General features: G+C 62.5%; 14 protein-coding genes and 1 tRNA gene. 6 read left to right on the top strand and 9 right to left on the bottom strand.

The features are described 5' to 3' along the window. Window positions 1–11: 11 nt before the first annotated feature. From MHY08_RS03940 to MHY08_RS03950, 3 genes are read right to left on the bottom strand one after another with little or no spacing between them, the layout of a single operon-like run. Complete coding sequence (locus tag MHY08_RS03940; RefSeq protein WP_005327488.1) at window positions 12–389, bottom strand: hypothetical protein; 378 nt, start codon at window positions 387–389, stop codon at window positions 12–14. Then, entirely contained in the window at window positions 389–1,258 is an 870-nt protein-coding gene (locus tag MHY08_RS03945; protein WP_239192522.1) for a PIG-L family deacetylase, read from the bottom strand. Before MHY08_RS03945 ends, MHY08_RS03940 begins: the two co-directional genes overlap by 1 nt. Next, window positions 1,248–2,879, bottom strand: a complete 1,632-nt coding sequence (locus MHY08_RS03950; protein WP_239235446.1) for an ABC transporter family substrate-binding protein — start codon at window positions 2,877–2,879, stop codon at window positions 1,248–1,250. Before MHY08_RS03950 ends, MHY08_RS03945 begins: the two co-directional genes overlap by 11 nt. An 89-nt stretch (window positions 2,880–2,968) precedes the next feature. Between MHY08_RS03950 and MHY08_RS03955 the strand changes: the two genes are divergently transcribed. After that, window positions 2,969–3,631, top strand: coding sequence for a GPP34 family phosphoprotein (locus tag MHY08_RS03955; RefSeq protein ID WP_239192528.1), 663 nt, complete (start codon window positions 2,969–2,971; stop codon window positions 3,629–3,631). Between the two features lie 11 nt (window positions 3,632–3,642). Here the strand turns inward: MHY08_RS03955 and typA are convergent, their stop codons facing one another. After that, complete coding sequence (typA, locus tag MHY08_RS03960; RefSeq protein ID WP_239192530.1) at window positions 3,643–5,553, bottom strand: translational GTPase TypA; 1,911 nt, start codon at window positions 5,551–5,553, stop codon at window positions 3,643–3,645. 275 nt (window positions 5,554–5,828) lie between these two features. Between typA and MHY08_RS03965 the strand changes: the two genes are divergently transcribed. Genes MHY08_RS03965 through MHY08_RS03975 form a run of 3 tightly spaced genes read left to right on the top strand, consistent with a single transcriptional unit; the run spans window position 5,829 to window position 8,045 of the window. Further along, a complete protein-coding gene (locus tag MHY08_RS03965) occupies window positions 5,829–6,557 on the top strand; it encodes a hypothetical protein (protein WP_239235447.1) in 729 nt (242 codons plus the stop codon). Next, window positions 6,558–7,094, top strand: coding sequence for a DUF402 domain-containing protein (locus MHY08_RS03970; RefSeq protein ID WP_204609571.1), 537 nt, complete (start codon window positions 6,558–6,560; stop codon window positions 7,092–7,094). It begins immediately after the preceding gene. Between the two features lie 3 nt (window positions 7,095–7,097). Then, window positions 7,098–8,045, top strand: coding sequence for a DUF808 domain-containing protein (locus tag MHY08_RS03975; protein ID WP_239192536.1), 948 nt, complete (start codon window positions 7,098–7,100; stop codon window positions 8,043–8,045). A gap of 27 nt (window positions 8,046–8,072) precedes the next feature. Here the strand turns inward: MHY08_RS03975 and zupT are convergent, their stop codons facing one another. Together zupT and MHY08_RS03985 are read right to left on the bottom strand one after the other, a co-directional pair. Beyond that, the gene (gene zupT / locus MHY08_RS03980; protein ID WP_150851315.1) at window positions 8,073–8,870 is read right to left on the bottom strand and encodes a zinc transporter ZupT; all 798 of its coding nucleotides are present in this window, start codon (window positions 8,868–8,870) and stop codon (window positions 8,073–8,075) included. A 34-nt stretch (window positions 8,871–8,904) separates the two neighbouring features. Then, entirely contained in the window at window positions 8,905–10,770 is a 1,866-nt protein-coding gene (locus MHY08_RS03985; RefSeq protein ID WP_239235577.1) for a BCCT family transporter, read from the bottom strand. Window positions 10,771–11,036: 266 nt separating this feature from the next. Here MHY08_RS03985 and MHY08_RS03990 point away from each other — a divergent pair, with 266 nt between their 5' ends. Then, window positions 11,037–12,122, top strand: a complete 1,086-nt coding sequence (locus MHY08_RS03990; RefSeq protein WP_239235448.1) for a hypothetical protein — start codon at window positions 11,037–11,039, stop codon at window positions 12,120–12,122. A 27-nt stretch (window positions 12,123–12,149) separates the two neighbouring features. Here the strand turns inward: MHY08_RS03990 and selB are convergent, their stop codons facing one another. The 3 genes from selB to MHY08_RS04005 all read right to left on the bottom strand — a co-directional run bounded on the left by selB (window position 12,150) and on the right by MHY08_RS04005 (window position 15,359). Next, the gene (gene selB / locus MHY08_RS03995) at window positions 12,150–13,922 is read right to left on the bottom strand and encodes a selenocysteine-specific translation elongation factor (protein ID WP_239235449.1); all 1,773 of its coding nucleotides are present in this window, start codon (window positions 13,920–13,922) and stop codon (window positions 12,150–12,152) included. Further along, window positions 13,923–15,239: an L-seryl-tRNA(Sec) selenium transferase gene (gene selA / locus MHY08_RS04000; RefSeq protein WP_370658784.1), complete on the bottom strand. Its 1,317-nt coding sequence runs from the start codon at window positions 15,237–15,239 to the stop codon at window positions 13,923–13,925. It lies immediately after the preceding gene. 25 nt (window positions 15,240–15,264) lie between these two features. Further along, window positions 15,265–15,359, bottom strand: a tRNA-Sec gene (locus tag MHY08_RS04005). A 170-nt stretch (window positions 15,360–15,529) separates the two neighbouring features. On the opposite strand from MHY08_RS04005, the gene selD reads away from it, so the two are divergent. Further along, entirely contained in the window at window positions 15,530–16,513 is a 984-nt protein-coding gene (gene selD / locus MHY08_RS04010) for a selenide, water dikinase SelD (RefSeq protein WP_239235451.1), read from the top strand. Window positions 16,514–16,558 lie beyond the last annotated feature (45 nt).

The following is a 16,558-nucleotide window of genomic DNA, read 5'->3' on the forward strand; positions in this document are numbered from 1 at the left end:
TTAACAGTATGTCACTTCTGCTTGAAAAATGGCCAAACGCCCCCGCCTATCCCGGCCAAAAGCAGGAGCAGGCTGAGAATATTATTGGCCAAGAGCATGTCTCCTGTCATCGGTACGAGGAGCATGAAGGCGAAAAAGCCCAGGCACCAAACGATGAGCGGGATGGCGCCGACCATCGGCGCGGGGCTCCATAGCCGGGCGGTGCGGGTGAGCACGGAGTTAAACCACCACGCAAGCAGGATGGTGATGGGAAAAGCCACACTCGCCCCATTGGATAGCGGAATGCGGGCGGTGAGGTAGATGACCTCAAGAAAGACCGATAGCAACGCGCCGATGGCCAGCCACACTAGGCCGGTGACCTGCTCGCCGCGACTAAAATCCGTGCGCATTATAGGCCGCCCAGCAAGTCATCGGCCGGCTCACCCTGGCCCAGCTGGAAGTACTCGGCGCGCAGCAGGGGCATGACCAGCAGGTTGGATAGGCCATAGGCTCCGGGCACGTGCTCGGGTTCGTGCAGCGCGGCCACGGCGGCCTCGGGGTTGGTGCGGGTGGTGGTGCCATCGGCCACCCAGATTTGGGAGGCGTGGGCGCGCATAGCGCAGCGCTTGGCGTCCAGGGCGGCGTCGGAAAGAGCGACGGTGACGTCCGCGCCCTCGTTGGTGAAATTGTCTAGGTACTCCTGGCTGGGCTTGGTCCACCCCGCCGGCGCATCGAGGGTGTCCAAACCGGCATAGTTGGCGGCGCGTTCAAAAATGCCGTACCAAATGCGCGTGCTTGGCGACGCCGCCTTCATCACCGCCTTATGCACCGCAATGTGGTCCGGGTGGCCATAGCCGCCATCGGGCCCGTAGGTCAAGATGGCGTGGGGGTGAATCGCCTCGAGCTCGTCGCTCAGGAAATCGGCCGCCTCCTCGATGCGATTGACCAGTGCACGCGGGTTCTCGTGCGAGGGAGAGCCTGCCATGCCGGAGTCATGGAAGTGGCCGAAACCGCCCAGTTGGATGCCCTTGACGCCCAGGGCATCGAGGGCATTGGCCAATTCGCGGGCGCGGAAACCGCCGAGCTGATCATGATCGGCCAAGCCTTGGTAAGGCTCGCCGATGACCTCGCCGTCCTCGCCCAAGGTAAGCGTAATGACGATAACCTCGGCGCCGCGTGCGGCTAGAGTTGCCAGGGTGCCACCCATAAAGAGGGTTTCATCATCCGGGTGGGCGTGCACTGCCACCACGCGGTAGCCGGTTAGGTCCTTAGTCTTCATCTATCCTCCAGCGGGGCGCGGTGATAAGACCCTCGTCCCAATCATCGACGCTTTGGCCGGGGCCTACAATACCCTCCCCGAGCGCGTGGATACGCGTCTCATCCACCAAAGGCACGTAGAGAGCTTCTTTAGAGTTCACATCGCGAATGCGTCCGAGTGCTTCCTTTGGGCTCAGGGCGCCGGATAAAATCTCCTCGCGAATCTCCTCCGCGTTCTCCGGGCAGATTCCGGACAGGTCGCCGGCGAGCGGCTGCTTGTCATCGCAGCTGAAGATATTTGCCGCGGCCACCGAGTTCAGGGAGATATCCTCCCAGGTCACTACCGCATCCACCTCACCTTCGGGCAGGAGCTTGGAGGTGATCGTGGTCAGGCGCTCGGACACCACCTCGGCGGCGATCCCGTGGGCTTCGAGGACGTCATAAAGCGTATTGGCCGCGGCCAAGGCCGTGGGGCTGGTGGGGTCTACCGCAAAGCGAATCGGCTTCTTACTAGCGCGAGTGCGCAGCGCAGTGAGATCCGTGTCCTTACTAATGGGGTTATTCCCCGGTTCGAGGTTGGAGGCGCGGCCGGTGGCCAAGCGCGCGACCTGGTCCGTATCAATCAGCGAGGCCAATCCGCGGCGCGCGGCCCTTTCTTCCAGAGCTTCATCCGCGGTGGACATGTGCAGGCGCAGTTGGCGCGGGCGGGTCAGTGTCTTATCGGAAACATGCCCCAAAAGGCCCAGTGCTTCCTGCGAGGTTTGGCCAGGCGTGAAGTCCGCGAAACCAATCTGCCCGGAGCGCAGCATATTAAGCGCCTGGGTGCTATCGCGCACCTCGCGCAGCTGAATGACGTCCACCTGCGCCGGATTGGCACCCCAGAAGCGGTCGTTCCGGTTCAAGGTAATGACTCCGCGGCCGCGGTCCACGCTATCGACGAGGAAGCGCCCGGCCGATGCCGGAATCTTATCGGCCAAGGCGGAGCCGAAGTTATCGTCCTGCAGCAGGTGGGAAGGCAACAAATTATGAAAAAGCAGGTGCCAATCTTTCACCTTCTCGGAGAAATCCACGGTGACTACGCGGCCGCCATCGGAGGTATTAACAGCCGATATGGCGTGGTAGCCGGAAGGATCGCGCACACCGGCGGTAGTGGTCATCTGCTTCCACAGGTAGCTAAAGTCCGCACCGGAAATGGGTGTGCCATCGGACCATTGTGCGGGCGAGGCAATGACGTAGCGCACCCGCTGCACCACGCCCTTAGGCGCGGTGACCTCAGAGGCGGATTCGAGGATATCGGCGTCCCTTTGCCCGTTGTGGAACGCTGAGGGCAGCACCAGTTCTGCAATCTGGTCGACCAGCTCGGAGTTATTGGCCACCAGGTGCGGGTTCAATCCCGCGCGCAAGGGGTCCACGCCCACCGAGATGGTGGGGCGCTTGGCGGAGTCGGCATCCTGCGGCTGCTCTTCTTCCGGGGTAGGCGTGGTGGTGGTCTGATCTTCTTGCAGCACGGAGGCATTTTCCTCCACCACCGGTGGTGGGCCGGGGTTAGCCGCGCAGGCGCTAAGTAGTGCAAGGCTGGCGGTGCTGAGTACCGCTGCGATTGCCGACGCCGCGCGCCTTGGTGAAGCCGGATTCTTTTTCATCGCGGACTACTTTAGTCCCTCTCCCCCGCCGAAACGAAGATTATTGGCGCTAGACTCGGCCATAGACCGCAACTTTTAAGGAGGCCCCGATGCTCATCTGCCAAGAAATGTTCCTTCTACTAACCAAGGACAACGGCAAGAAGGAAGACTGGGTATCCAATAATGAGGCCGCCCTGCGCGCCACCGTACTCGCGGACCTGCTGCTGGGCGGTCACGTAGAGCTCGGTGAGAAGAAGAAGGTAGAGACCACTCCACAGCGCCCAGAGCACCCCGTGTTGGCTTGGGCCTGGGAGGAGCTGCAGCAACACAAAGCCACCAGCATGCAGAGCCTCTTGGAGGCCTCGTGGTTTACCCCGCGGGAAATCATCGCGTTGGATTTCCACGCAAATGGACAGCTCGACGTGGAAAAGGCCAAGTGGTGGCAGATAAGCGGCGACCGCTACATCATGACGGACTTGGAGCTGGAAAAGGAACTGCGCGAACGGTTGGTTGCGGTGCTGGAGGCGCAGCGGCCGGCCGAGGTCAACGACGTCATTATTCTCGATATTCTCCGCGAGGTCAGCGGCGCCTATACCCTGCTGAAAAACAATGCGGAGGGAATGAAGCGCCGGGAGATGCGGGCACGCATTCAGGACATCAAAAAAGAGGTGGAGTATGACAAAACCGCCTCCTCAGCGGTCAAGGCCGTAGTTGAGGAGGCGGCAGCGGTTGCGGCGATGGTGGCCACATCAGCGGCAATCACCACCACCTAGGGTGCGGCTTATTACTTATTCATCTGCTTCTTGCGAGCAGCAGCACGCTTGCGGTCGGTAGCGGAAAGCTCCACCTTGCGCACGCGCAGGACGTCCGGGGCGACCTCGACGCACTCGTCGTTACCACAGAATTCCAGTGCTTCTTCCAAGGAGAGGGTGTGCGCCTTGGCCAGGGTGACGGTGGCATCCGCAGTAGCGGAGCGCATATTGGTCAGCTTCTTTTCCTTGGTGATGTTGATGTCAATATCCTCATCGCGGTTATTGGCACCAACGACCATGCCCTCATAAGCCTCGGCGCCCGGCTCGACGAAGAAGTTGCCGCGGTCAGCCAGCTGCATCAGCGCGTACTGAGTGATCTGGCCGGTACGGTCAGCCACGAGAGAGCCGGTCGGGCGGGACTTGATCTCGCCGGCCCAGACATCCAGGCCGTCGGAAATGGAGTTGGCAATGCCGGCACCACGTGTCTCGGTCATGAACTGGGTGCGGAAGCCAATGAGACCGCGAGCAGGAACGCGGAAGACCATGCGCACCCAGTCGCCCTCGCGAACGTCCATGGCCTGCATCTGACCCTTGCGGCCAGCCAACAGCTGGGTAATAGCGCCCTGGTGCTCGGACGGGGAGTCAATGGTGAGGATCTCGTATGGCTCGTAGGTCTTGCCGTCGATTTCCTTGGTCACAACCTGCGGCTTGCCGATGGTCAGCTCGAAGCCCTCGCGGCGCATGGACTCGATGAGCACGGATAGCGCCATCTCGCCGCGGCCCTGGACCTCCCAAGCATCGGGGCGCTCGGTAGGCAGCACGCGCAGGGACACGTTACCGATAAGCTCCTGCTCCAACCGGGCCTTGACCATACGCGCGGTAAGTTTATCGCCACCGCCCTGTCCTGCCATCGGGGAGGTATTGACGCCGATGGTCATGGAGATGGCCGGCTCGTCCACGGTGATGCGCGGCAGAGCCTCAGGGTTTTCCGGATCGGCGATGGTGTCACCAATCATGACATCGGAGATACCGGAAATGGCTACGATATCGCCGGCGATGGCCTCCTCCGCGGGCTGGCGCTCGAAGCCAACGGTGCGCAGCAGCTCGGCGACCTTCACGGTCTTGGTGTGCTGGTTGCCATCCTCGTCGTAGTGGATCCAGGCCACCTGCTGGCCCTTCTTGATGCGGCCGGCGTAGATGCGCAGCAGCGCGATACGGCCCAGGAAGTCGGAGGCGTCCAGGTTGGTCACGTGCGCCTGCAGCGGGGCGTCGACGGTAGCGGAGGGCTCTGGGAGGACGTTGTAGATGACGTCGAAAAGCGGCTGCAGATCCTCGCCTTCAGGGACGTTGCCATCGCCTGGGTTCTCGGTGGAGGCAACGCCGGCGCGGCCGGAAGCGTAGAGAACCGGAAGGTCCAGCAGCTCCTCGGCGGCGGCCGCAGCTTCCTCGTCCTCCAGGCCGGCGGCGATTTCCAGCAGCAGGTCCTGAGACTCGGAGACAACCTCGTCGATGCGGGCATCTGGGCGGTCAGTCTTGTTCACGCAGATGATAACCGGCAGCTTGGCTTCTAGTGCCTTGGTGAGCACGAAGCGGGTCTGCGGCAGCGGACCCTCGGAGGCATCGACGAGCAAGACAACGCCATCCACCATGGAAATACCGCGCTCGACCTCGCCACCGAAGTCGGCGTGGCCTGGGGTGTCGATGACGTTAATAATCAGGTCCTGGCCGTCCTTGCCCAGGCCCTTGCGGTGAATGGCCGTGTTCTTGGCCAGAATGGTAATGCCGCGCTCGCGCTCCTGATCATTGGAGTCCATGACGCGGTCCGTGTGTTCACCGTGGTCACCAAAGGCGCCGGACTGCTCCAGCATGCCGTTGACCAGGGTGGTCTTGCCATGGTCAACGTGCGCGACGATGGCAACATTACGGAACTCGGTATTACTCACTAGTGGGGTTCTCCTTCGGAGGATCTACAGCGCTTGCGCGCGCGAAATTGATCTTGAACGAGCTCCCACGATACCCCCTTAAAGGGCCAAGTGCAGCATTGGGGATGGCTTTACCCCGTAACGCACCGTATAGAACGGGCGAAAAATCTTATAGATTGCCAAAGCACTTGACACTCCCCCAGCCATCACTATCGTTACTGTAGGTAATATTGTTACAAATGTGACAACTGGGGTTTAACCGCCCTTCCCGAGACCGCACCCAAGGAATTGATAACGTGAGCCACGCCCGCACCACCTGGCGCCTGTCCGGCCGCACCGGTTATATCGCCGCTGCCACGGCCGCGCTCATCGGCCTCGCCTCTCCCCTCGTCGCCCCAGCGCAGGCTTCCGCACCGGATCTTTCTTCCTTGGTGCAGCAGGCGTCCTCCCATAGCCCACTGGACGAGCTCGGCCGCCCCAACCAGGAAACCCAGGACCGCATCCGCGCTTTTGCGGCACAACCGTGGATTCCCGAGGATGTTCGCAACGCTATCCTCTCGGGCCTCGCGTTCTTCGCCGGCGGCGGCGATGGCAAGGACGGGGTAGCCATGCCGGAGGGCAATAACCCGAACTTCCGCCAGTTCTACTGGCCCACGGTCTCCGCACACTGCATCGACGGCACCAGCGATGCCATGGGCTCGGCCATCGCCGTTCCCGGCCCCACCGAAATGCCGGCACCGGGCGCAAAGCCCGGTGAAACCGTATTCCTCTTCACCGCTCTTGGCACCCCACCGGCCGCGCGCGAACAAGGCGGGATGAACGTGCAGTGGTTCAACCTTGACACCCTGCGCAGCGGTGTCACCCCACTGAATAACAATGGCATCAATCAGGACGGCCCTACCACCTTGTCCGGCACCGCCCAGACCGGCAGGGGCACCGTCATCGCGCTGCTTTCTGGCGGCGTGAACACCCAGGAATCCCGCTGCAATTTTGCCCCGACCGCCGCCTTCCTTGAGGTGAAGTAGATGCCGGTGGATCTCCATCCGGTCAAGCGCGAGACCTTTAATACCGCCGAGTACACCAATACCGATCCCAAGGGATTCCTGCGCGAGGTCGACACGTACACCGAGACGGATTTCGGCCTCTACATGGCTCGCGGCGCCGATCACCCGCGCTTTGGTTACCTGGAATCGTGGCTGCTGCCCGATCTCAACCTGCGCGCCAATATCTTCCATTTCCGCCCCGGTGTAGACGTCGACCAGGACTTTTATATTGATGTGGCCGAGATCCAACGCGATGGCACGGTGTGGACCACCCGCGACCTTTATGTGGATCTAGTAGCCACGCGCGGCGAGCCCATTTCCGTGCTCGATATTGATGAACTCTCTGCCGCTACCTCCGCCGGCTTGATTTCTGCCGAAGACGCCGAGAAAGCGATCGACACTACACTTGCCGCGGTCGAGGGCATTACTCGCAGCGGTGATGATGCGATGGCTTGGTTGGCGCATCAGGGAATACACTTAACGTGGTCCGATAACATCACCCTAACCCCAGAAGGATAATTTATGGCTGGTGGCCTTTTTGCCCTGCTTGACGACGTCGCCCTGATCGCCCGCTCCGCTGCCTCTAGCGTTGACGATGTGGCCGCCCTTGCGGGTAAGACCTCCGTGAAGGCCGCAGGTGTGGTAGTCGATGATGCTGCCGTAACCCCACAATACGTGGAGGGAATTAAGCCCCAGCGCGAGCTTCCGATGATCTGGCGCATCACCAAGGGCTCGCTCATCAATAAGCTCGTCATCATCTTGCCCATCGCCATGATCCTCTCTTGGATCGCACCGTGGGCACTCACCCCCATCCTGATGTGCGGCGGTACTTTCTTGTGCTTTGAAGGTGCGGAGAAGATCCTGCACCACGTTCTCCCCCACCGGGAAAAGGAGACCGAGTCAGTCCAGGAAAAGGGCGCCGATGCCGAGGACAGCCTAGTTAAGTCCGCTATCACCACCGACCTCATCTTGTCTGCCGAGATCATGGTCATTTCCCTTAATGAGGTCATCAACGAGCCATTTTGGATGCGCCTGGGTGCCCTCATCTTCGTCGGCATCTTGCTGACCCTGGGTGTCTACGGCGCCGTTGGCCTTTTGGTCAAGATGGACGATATTGGCATGGCCCTCAATAAGCGCCACGATGGCAAGTCCACGGTGGGCAACGCCTTGGTCAAGGGCATGCCGATCGTGCTGGATATCATCGGCGTCATCGGTACCGCCGCCATGCTGTGGGTAGGCGGCCATATCGTGGTCAAGGGCCTGCACGAGTTCGGCATGGATCAGCCCCACGAATTCATCGCGTCCACGACCGAGAATATCTCCAATGGCGCCCTGGCATGGCTGGCAGATACCGGCATGTCCATGGTCTGCGGCCTGGTGCTTGGCGTAGTCGTTGCCACCATCGTGATGGCGGTTAAGGCCTCCTTTGGCAAGACTTCGGCCACTTCTGCCGAGCCGGCGGAAGCTTAACGCTCCGTAGCCCGGCTGCATAGCCGGCTACATAAATAGCATCAGCGAAACCGCCATCACGGCCATGCCGGCAATCAAGCCGTAAATGGCGTGATGGTGCTCGCCGGTCTCCTCCGCGGTGGGCAATAGCTCATCCAGCGAGATAAAGACCATAATGCCGGCGATGGCGGCGAAGCTAATGCCCATCGTCGCCGGACCAATAACCGGCATGAGAAGGCCGAAGCCGATGAGCGCGCCGAGCGGCTCGGCCAGGCCAGACAAGGTGGCCCACCAAAAGGCCTTCTTGCGGGAGCCAGTGGCCTCGCGCAGCGGAACAGCCACCGCAATGCCTTCCGGGATATTGTGAATGGCGATGGCCACCGCCACCGGCACCGCAACTTCCTTAGAATCCAGGCCGGATAGGAAGGTGGCAAACCCCTCGGGGAAATTGTGCAGGCCCAGCGCGCAGGCGGTAAATACGCCGGTTTTCATTAGCTTCTTGCGGCGGGCTTCTTCGGCCGTGGTGGCCGGCTCATGGGGGTTAATCTCCTCCGGCACGAGCCGGTCAATGATGGCGATGACGGCGATGCCAGCAAAGAACGCCCCGACGGCGGCCCAGGTGCCGGTGGTTTCCTCGCCGAGGGCGTCGGAAAGCTGCGCAATGCCTTCCGGCAGGATCTCCATAAAGGAGACATACAGCATCACGCCGGCCGAAAGCCCCAGTGCAGCGGCCATAAAAGCCGGCCCCGGCTGGCGCCTTCCCACCGCCAAAGCGCCGCCAATCGAGGTCGATAGACCCGACAGCAGCACCAAGGCGAAGGCAAAGGCAAAGGTACTAAAAGTCATAGCTGGCACCCTACCAGCCAATAATTGTCAAGTATTAATTTTCTTCCTTATCCTCCGGCACCGGCGAGATGAACTCGCCATTCTTGATAGATGGATCGTTGTCCACATACTCGCCCGCCTCATAGTCATAGCCCACGGCGCGGCCCTCTTCGTCCGTGCGCGCGTACCAATCGGTCACCTCTGCTGCAGTGGAGTTAAAGTGCGCGCCCGTTGCGTAGTCGCCGTCTGTCGGCTCGATAGACAGGGCAAAGTTATCGCCATAATCGCGCACGCCCCGCACGATCGCATTAGAGACCGCTTCGTCCTCGTAGAAATGACGGATGGAGGCAGGATCATGGCGCAGCTCGCGCACCAACGCGATGCACATGAGCACGATGATAACCGCGAAAGGCAAAGCCGTCACCGTAATAAGGTTCTGCAGGCCCTGCAGCGCATTACGGCCACCGGCAAGCAAAATGACCACGGCAATGCCAGCCATACATACCACCCAAAAGACCGTTACTGCCGGGTTGGGCTTGGGGTTGCCGCGCTGGGTGAGCTGCGAGTTCACAATGGATGCGGAGTCAGCCGTGGTAATGAAGAAGACCACCAGCATGATGATGACGATGGGCGCCATCCACTCCGCTCCTGGGAAGTGGTCCAAGACCTTGAAGAAGATGTCTTCTGCCGCCGGCATGGAATCAATAGTGCCATCTGAGGCGATATCGCCATCGCGGCGCTGCAACCAAATGGTGGTACCGCCCAGGATGGTAAAAGCGGCAACAATGATGGCCGAGGGAATAAGCAACACACCGAGCACGAACTGGCGGATGGTTCGCCCGCGCGAAATCTTGGCTACGAAGACGCCCACGAATGGCGACCAGGATACCCACCACGCCCAGTAGAAGGTGGTCCAAGAGGACAGGAAGGCCACCATGTCTTCGCCCTCGCCCATGTTGGCAGAGAGCATCTGCGGCATTTCATCGAGATATTCAATCACCACGGCCGGCAGCATATTGGCCAAGAAGGCGGTCGGCCCCACGACGAAGAAGAACAGGGCCAGTGCCATGGCCAGCACCAGATTGATATTGGAGAGCCACCGAATGCCCTTGGCCACGCCGGAGACGGCCGAGAAGATCGTTCCGATGGACAGTACCACGATGATTACCAGCGCCGCGGCATTGCCGGTGGTAGACCAGCCGCTAACCAATTCCACGCCGCGGCCAATCTGCAGCGCACCGATGCCCAGCGTGGCGGCGGTGCCGAAGAGAGTGGCAATAATGGCCAGGCCATCGATGATGCGCGCGGGCAGGGAATCAGAGGAGCGATTGCCAAAGAGCGGCATCAGGATGGAGCTCATCAGCGGCACGCGGCCGCGGCGGAAGGACACGTAGGCCACGCACAGGCCCACGATGGCGTAAATTGCCCAGGCATTAAAGCCCCAGTGCATGGCTGCCTGCGCCATGGCGCCCAGCACCGCTTCATCGCTCGCAGCCTCATAGGCACCAGGGCGCGGCGAAAGGTAGTAGCTCAGCGGCTCGAAGGGGCCGAAGAAGATAATGCCGATGCCAATGCCGGCACCAAAGAGCATCGCGGCCCAGCTCACCGTGGAAAATTCCGGCTTCTCCCCATCTAGCCCGAGAGGGATTTTGCCGTACTTTGAAAAGGCCAAAATGATGAGCAAAAACATCAGGAACGTCGCCAGGGCGGTAAAGATCCAGCCCAAGTTACGCATCACCCAATCGAGCGCTGTCGAAGAAGCATCGAAGACCTGCTCGGGCGCAATCACACCCCAGATTACGAAGGCGACGACCAGTCCGCCGACCACAAAGAGGATCGGTTTATCCACGCCGTACTTGACCTTCTGGTCCTCAATGGAAACGCCCGGCACCAGTGCGGGGTGGATATTATGCGGGTACATAATGTCTTTGAGAATGCGCTTGGCGTTGCGGGTGCGCTTTTTGCTTTCCTCCGAATTATTCACCCCGCGTGCGGAGTGCGGTGAGGAAGACGATGAAGAAGAGATGGTTCTACTCCTATTCTGTTTTCCGGGTTTCACTTTTAAGAGAGCTGTCTATACATTAATAAAAACCCGCAGGATATAAAGCTGGCGCGAGCCCTATCCCCCATATGCGTAAAATGAGCTACGCATTGTTTACCGGCCTTTCACTTTGGGAGTGACTTTCTATGGCGCTTTACCCGCTCGCGACTAGTTACTTCGGCGTGGAGCATGTTGCGGTCCTCGAGCACCCAGTAGTGGGCACCGCATTGAGTATCCCCGGCGTGGCAGAGCACGCTGCGCTTGTCGACGTCTCCCTAGAGCCCGATACCTACACCAACGGCTGGCGCGTTCGCTCGGATTTCGGCTTCTTAGGGTTTCTGGACGAGGTCGAGGCGGCGGAGTATCCCGCCTTGGAGCGATTGAAGGCTTCCTCTGCACAGCCACAGACGATCGCCACCGTGGAGGTAGTTGACGGCCAAGTCGAGGTTGCCGTGTCACTGGGCCTGTGGCCGTGGATGGTGCCGGTCAATGACCAACCGCAAGGAACCGCGCTGCTCTCCGGCGGACGAGGCGTGCTGATCGATGCCGCCGCCGGCGACCTATCGCCCGCTCAGCTTGAGCAGATGGGCACGCAGCAATTTTTCGTCACACTGGACGACCTTGCCGGCACCGCGGTGGCGACCTGCGATGACATGGTTCTCGGTCCCCTCGGCGACATTACCGCGCTCCCTGGACTGCGCGCCGCGTTCGCCGCGGCCAGCGGCTCTGGAGCGGGGCTTTCTGCCCGCGCCTACGCGAGCCGCGGCATGCTTGCCGTCGACATCCCCGCCGATGAGGCCACCGCCGCGGAGCTCTTCTCCCCCGCCGTTCCGCCCCTGCGCGTGCCCACGCCTCAGCCTGCGATTCCCACCAACGCGCCCGCCGCCGCGCCCGCACAGCCCGAGGTCTGGGAGCACACGCTTGCCGGCGAGGACATTGTCACGGCGCTGCCCACCGGCTCGCGCCGCCCGAAAGGGCCACAGGCCCAGCCGGCTGCACCCGCTGAGCCAGATGCGCCAGCTCAGCAGCACAATGAGCAAGCACAAAAACCGCAAGCCAGCGCCAAGCTGGCGGAGCTGGTCTCCTCCGTCCCAGGAGAGCAAAATTTCAGCTGGCGTGCGCTGCCGGTAGCCGAAGAACCGGGCCGCTTTTCCTCCGAATCCGCGCGCGTGCGAGCCCGGCGCGTGGCCCGCGAAACCTCCCACCACCGCGGGGGCAATCACCGCAAATAGGTGCGGCGACCGGTCACAAGGGCCTTGTTAGCGCAGGGTTCTTTGGCCCCCGTCGCCGCGGCGAGTAATCCGCTGGGCGTCGAGGTATTCCAGCAGCGGGATGGCTACCCGCCGAGTGGTACCCAGTGCTTTACGGGCGGCCGAAAGCGTAAAGGGCTGCTCCAGTTCGGCCAGCCGCCGGCGCGCTTTCTCCGGTGCCGAGGGCAAGAGCACGATTCCCTGCTTGAGGCGCAGGAGGCGCCCGGCGCGCTCGGCGGCAGCAAGCTCCTTGGGGCCCAAGCCCAGCTCCGTGAGTTCATCTGCTTCGGGTGCCACAAAGGGTTCTGCCTTAAGCCTTTCCTCGATGGCAGCGACCCCGCGCTCCGCTGCGCCGAGGTCCGCCTGCTGCCCGGGAAGGCGCAGCACTCCCTCGCTGCTTTCCGCCTTCGCAGCGGCGATGGCAAGCCCCAGCAAGCCTTCTTCTTGCAGGCCGAGGGCATCCAAGGCTGCTTTGCGGGGCATTCCCGCTGCCAGGGGATGTGCGGCGGCGTGGGCATGCAGGGCGTCGGTTAGCGCTTGCTTCCACCGCGTAACTTGGGAGGCGGCAATCCACCAGTCGCGGAAGGCGATAATGCCGTGCGGCGGCGCTGCGGTAGTAAAGCCATCGCGGGCTAAGTCATCCACACGGGCAAAGCCGACGCGGCGCAGGTAAGTGGCAGGATCGCGGAATGAGTGCTGGGCGCTGAGATCTTCTGCGCGGCGGCGGGCGGCTCCGCGCCGGTTAAGCTCCGGCGGGCGCAGGTCTACTGTCTCTACGCCGGCGACGACGTGCCGGCCGCCAGGGCTGCGCACTACGAAGCGATCAAGGAGCCGCAGCGGCTGCGGGTGCGCCAGGCTGATGCGCGCGAAATCGGCGGACAGGGGACGCAGGTGGGCCTCTACCCCGGCAGTACCGGTGTGCACGACGAGGTTATCGGGCAGCCCGTCGAGCTCCGCGCCAAAGGTGCGGCGCACATCAAGGTGGTCCACCATACGCCACGCACCCGGGGTTAGCAGCACGTCGCCGCGGTGGATATCGGCGGCATCCGCCCCACGCAGGTTGACGGCCGCGCGAGTGACGGGGCCGAGTGAATCCTGCGCACGATTTTCACTATGGAGGCCACGGATTTCCACGTCCCTTTCCCCACCGGCCGCGGCCACCTTAAGGCTATCGCCCACGCGCAGGGTGCCCGCGGAAAGCGTTCCGGTCACCACGGTGCCCGCGCCCTTCACGCTAAAGGCGCGGTCCACCCACAGGCGCACGGGTGCCTGCTCATCGGGAGCGGGCGCAGCGGCAAGGACCTCATCGAGCACCTGCCGCAGCGCCGCAATGCCTTCGCCGGTGGGGGCGGATACGGGGATAATGGGGGCGTCGGCAAGCGGGGTACCGGCCAGCTGCGTCCGGATTTCTGCGGTGCGGTCCACGGTGGCGCGGTCGCTGCGAGTGAGCGCAATGATGCCATGCTTTACTCCCAGCGCACGCAAGGCATCGCGGTGGTCGGTGGACTGGGCCTGCCATCCCTCATCGGCCGCCACCACGAAGAGGACGACCGGGGCTGGGCCCACGCCAGCGAGCATATTGCCCAGGAATTTTTCATGGCCGGGCACATCTACGAAAGCCACATCCGCGCCAGAAGGCAGCGTGGTCCAGGCAAACCCCAAATCAATGGTCAGGCCGCGGCGCTTTTCTTCCTCCCAGCGGTCCGGGTCCATCTCCGTAAGAGCCCGGACCAGGGTGGATTTGCCGTGGTCCACATGGCCGGCAGTAGCGACGACGTACACCTAGCCCACCGCCTTAATAGCGGCAATAACCGTGGCGTCGTGGTGAGCGGGAACGCAGCGAATATCCACCAAGCAGCGGCCCTGATGCACGCGGCCTACCACGGGCGGGTCCTGGCGGCGCAGCGCGTCCGCATAGTGCTCAGGCAGGCTCACTGCATAGCCCGGCAGCGGGTATTCGGGCGCCCCGCCACCGCCCACGCGGCCATCATGAGGCACCACTTCTGCCCCAACTGCCTGCGCGATGGCTTCCGTGCGCTCGCGGTGGGTCTGAGGATCGAGGTGGAGGGCGTCCTGCACCGCATTCGAGGGCGTCGAAATGGCCGCCTCCAGCGCGTTGAGGCGCAGCTTATCTATGCGCACCGCACGCGCCAGCGGGTGCTTCTTCACCGCGGCAATCGCTTCCTTGGTGCCGAGCAAGATTCCTGCCTGCGGGCCACCAAGTAGCTTATCGCCGGAGGCTATGACGATATCGGCCCCGGCGCGCAGCTGAGCCTGGATATCTGGTTCTTCTGGCAGCGCCGGGTCATGGGTGAGCAGGCCGGAGCCCAAGTCCACGATGAGTCGCGTATCGTGCTCCACCGCTAGGCGGTGCAGTTCCTCTACCCCGACTGCGGAGGTAAAGCCCTCGATGCGGAAATTGGAAGGGTGCACCTTCAAGATGGCGCCGGTGTTGACGCCCAGCGCGCGCTCGTAGTCGGCCAGGTGCGTACGGTTAGTCGCCCCAATTTCTTTAAGGCGCGTGGCCGTGGACTCGATGAGCTCCGGCAGGCGAAAGCCCGCACCGATCTCAATGAGCTCGCCGCGCGAGATGATGACCTCTTTGCCGGGAGCGAGCGCAGCGGTAGCCAGCAGCAAGGCGCTGGCGCCGTTATTGACCACCAGGGCATCTTCTGCACCGGGGCAGGCTGCGAGCAGCGCGGCCGTGGCGCCGGCACCGCGATTTTTTGATCTCTTGCCCGAGTCCAGGTCCATTTCCACATCCGTATAGGAGGCAGCGGCGTGCAGGGCCTCTACCGCGGCGCCGGGAAGCGGGGCACGCCCTAGGTTCGTATGAATGATGACGCCGGTGGCGTTAATGACCGGCTGCAGGGAATGCGCATTCTTTTGTTCCAGGCGCTTCGCAATTTCTGCGGGTATATCGCTGACCGGCAGCTGACCGCGGCGCGCTTGGGTGACTGCGCCCTGGATTATCGCGCGGATGGTGTGCGCGGCTAGGCGGTGGCGCGCGGATTCTACTTCCGGCAGCTGGAGTAGCTCGTCCATGCGGGGGATATTCCTGCGGGGATCCGGGCTGGCAGCAGGCGTGGGCGTGGGCACTGTGGCATTCCTCCTTGCGCGCGGGTGGCGGAGACGGACAGGAATCGAACCTGCCAGACCGAGATGCTCGGCCTCACCGGTTTTGAAGACCGGGGCGCCCACCAGGACACGTACGCCTCCGTGTGCTCACCTTACACGGGCATTCCTCGGTACCGAGACACCTACCAGACGCTACATTCACCGCGGTGCGCCACGGTGGCTCCTGCGGCACTCAAGGAGATTCCTTTGCTGCGCATTATTCCCCGCTAATACGCAGCAAGGGGCTCCCGTAGAACTAGTAAAATAGCCGTATGACCGAAGATATTAAGCTCACCTCTTTCGCGGCCGGTGGCGGCTGCGCCTGCAAGATTCCCGCTGGGCAGTTGGAATCCGCCGTCGAAGGCCTCATTGGTAAGGCCGACCCCAACGTGCTGGTCGGCTTGGACGATGGCGACGACGCCGCGGCCGTCAAGATCCAAGATGGTCTGGCGGTTATCTCCACTGCGGACTTTTTTACGCCCATGCTCAATGACCCCTATGACTGGGGACGGGTGGCCGCGGCCAATGCGCTGTCTGATGTCTATGCCATGGGTGGCACCCCGGTTACCGCCATTAACCTGGTGGGCTGGCCCAATGAAAAGCTGAGCCTGGATGTGCTGCGCGAGGTATTGCGCGGCGGCATGGATATAGCCACCGAGGCCGGCATCTCCGTCACAGGTGGGCACTCCATCACCGCGCCCGAGCCGCTGTACGGCATGGCAGCTACCGGCATCGTGGCCCCCGACAAGCTCATGCGCAACGACGCCGCCGAACCCGGCCTGCCCATCACCCTGACCAAGCCCATTGGCGTGGGCATCCTCAACAACAAGCACAAGGCCACCGGCGAGGTCTCCCAGGCCGCGGTCGATTCTATGACCACCTTGAACCGTGAGGCCGCCCGCGCAGCGGTGGAGGCGGGCGTGCGTGCGGCCACGGATGTCACCGGCTTCGGGTTGCTCGGCCACCTGTACAAAATGTGCCGCGCTTCCGGCATCGCCGCGGAGCTCGACTTTTCCGCCGTGCCCACCATCGAAGGCGCGAAAGAGGCGCTGGCGGAGGGCTTCATCCCCGGCGGTTCCCGCCGCAACCTGGACTGGGTGCGTCCCCACCTCGATACCTCCTTGAGCGAGGAAGAGCTGGTGCTGCTTGCCGACGCCCAAACTTCCGGCGGCCTCCTCCTCATCGGCGAGGTTCCCGGCTACCCCGTCATCGGCCACACCACCGAGCGCACCGGCGATGCCTATATCAAGGCCTAAGATGCGCCGACGCCTCCCCACTTTCCTCGCCCTCGCCTCCATCGC

The sequence above is a fragment of the Corynebacterium sp. ACRPJ genome (assembly GCF_022347345.1).
In the GTDB taxonomy this organism is placed as follows: Bacteria; Actinomycetota; Actinomycetes; order Mycobacteriales; family Mycobacteriaceae; genus Corynebacterium; species Corynebacterium tuberculostearicum_D.

What these genes read in the sequence shown, in the direction of transcription:
- MHY08_RS03940 (WP_005327488.1), bottom strand. Translation starts at nt 389, where the DNA reads ATGCGCACGGATTTTAGTCGCGGCGAGCAGGTCACCGGCCTAGTGTGG.
- MHY08_RS03945 (WP_239192522.1), bottom strand. Translation starts at nt 1,258, where the DNA reads ATGAAGACTAAGGACCTAACCGGCTACCGCGTGGTGGCAGTGCACGCC.
- MHY08_RS03950 (WP_239235446.1), bottom strand. Translation starts at nt 2,879, where the DNA reads ATGAAAAAGAATCCGGCTTCACCAAGGCGCGCGGCGTCGGCAATCGCA.
- MHY08_RS03955 (WP_239192528.1), top strand. Translation starts at nt 2,969, where the DNA reads ATGCTCATCTGCCAAGAAATGTTCCTTCTACTAACCAAGGACAACGGC.
- MHY08_RS03970 (WP_204609571.1), top strand. Translation starts at nt 6,558, where the DNA reads ATGCCGGTGGATCTCCATCCGGTCAAGCGCGAGACCTTTAATACCGCC.
- MHY08_RS03975 (WP_239192536.1), top strand. Translation starts at nt 7,098, where the DNA reads ATGGCTGGTGGCCTTTTTGCCCTGCTTGACGACGTCGCCCTGATCGCC.
- zupT (WP_150851315.1), bottom strand. Translation starts at nt 8,870, where the DNA reads ATGACTTTTAGTACCTTTGCCTTTGCCTTCGCCTTGGTGCTGCTGTCG.
- MHY08_RS03985 (WP_239235577.1), bottom strand. Translation starts at nt 10,770, where the DNA reads ATGTACCCGCATAATATCCACCCCGCACTGGTGCCGGGCGTTTCCATT.
- MHY08_RS03990 (WP_239235448.1), top strand. Translation starts at nt 11,037, where the DNA reads ATGGCGCTTTACCCGCTCGCGACTAGTTACTTCGGCGTGGAGCATGTT.
- selD (WP_239235451.1), top strand. Translation starts at nt 15,530, where the DNA reads ATGACCGAAGATATTAAGCTCACCTCTTTCGCGGCCGGTGGCGGCTGC.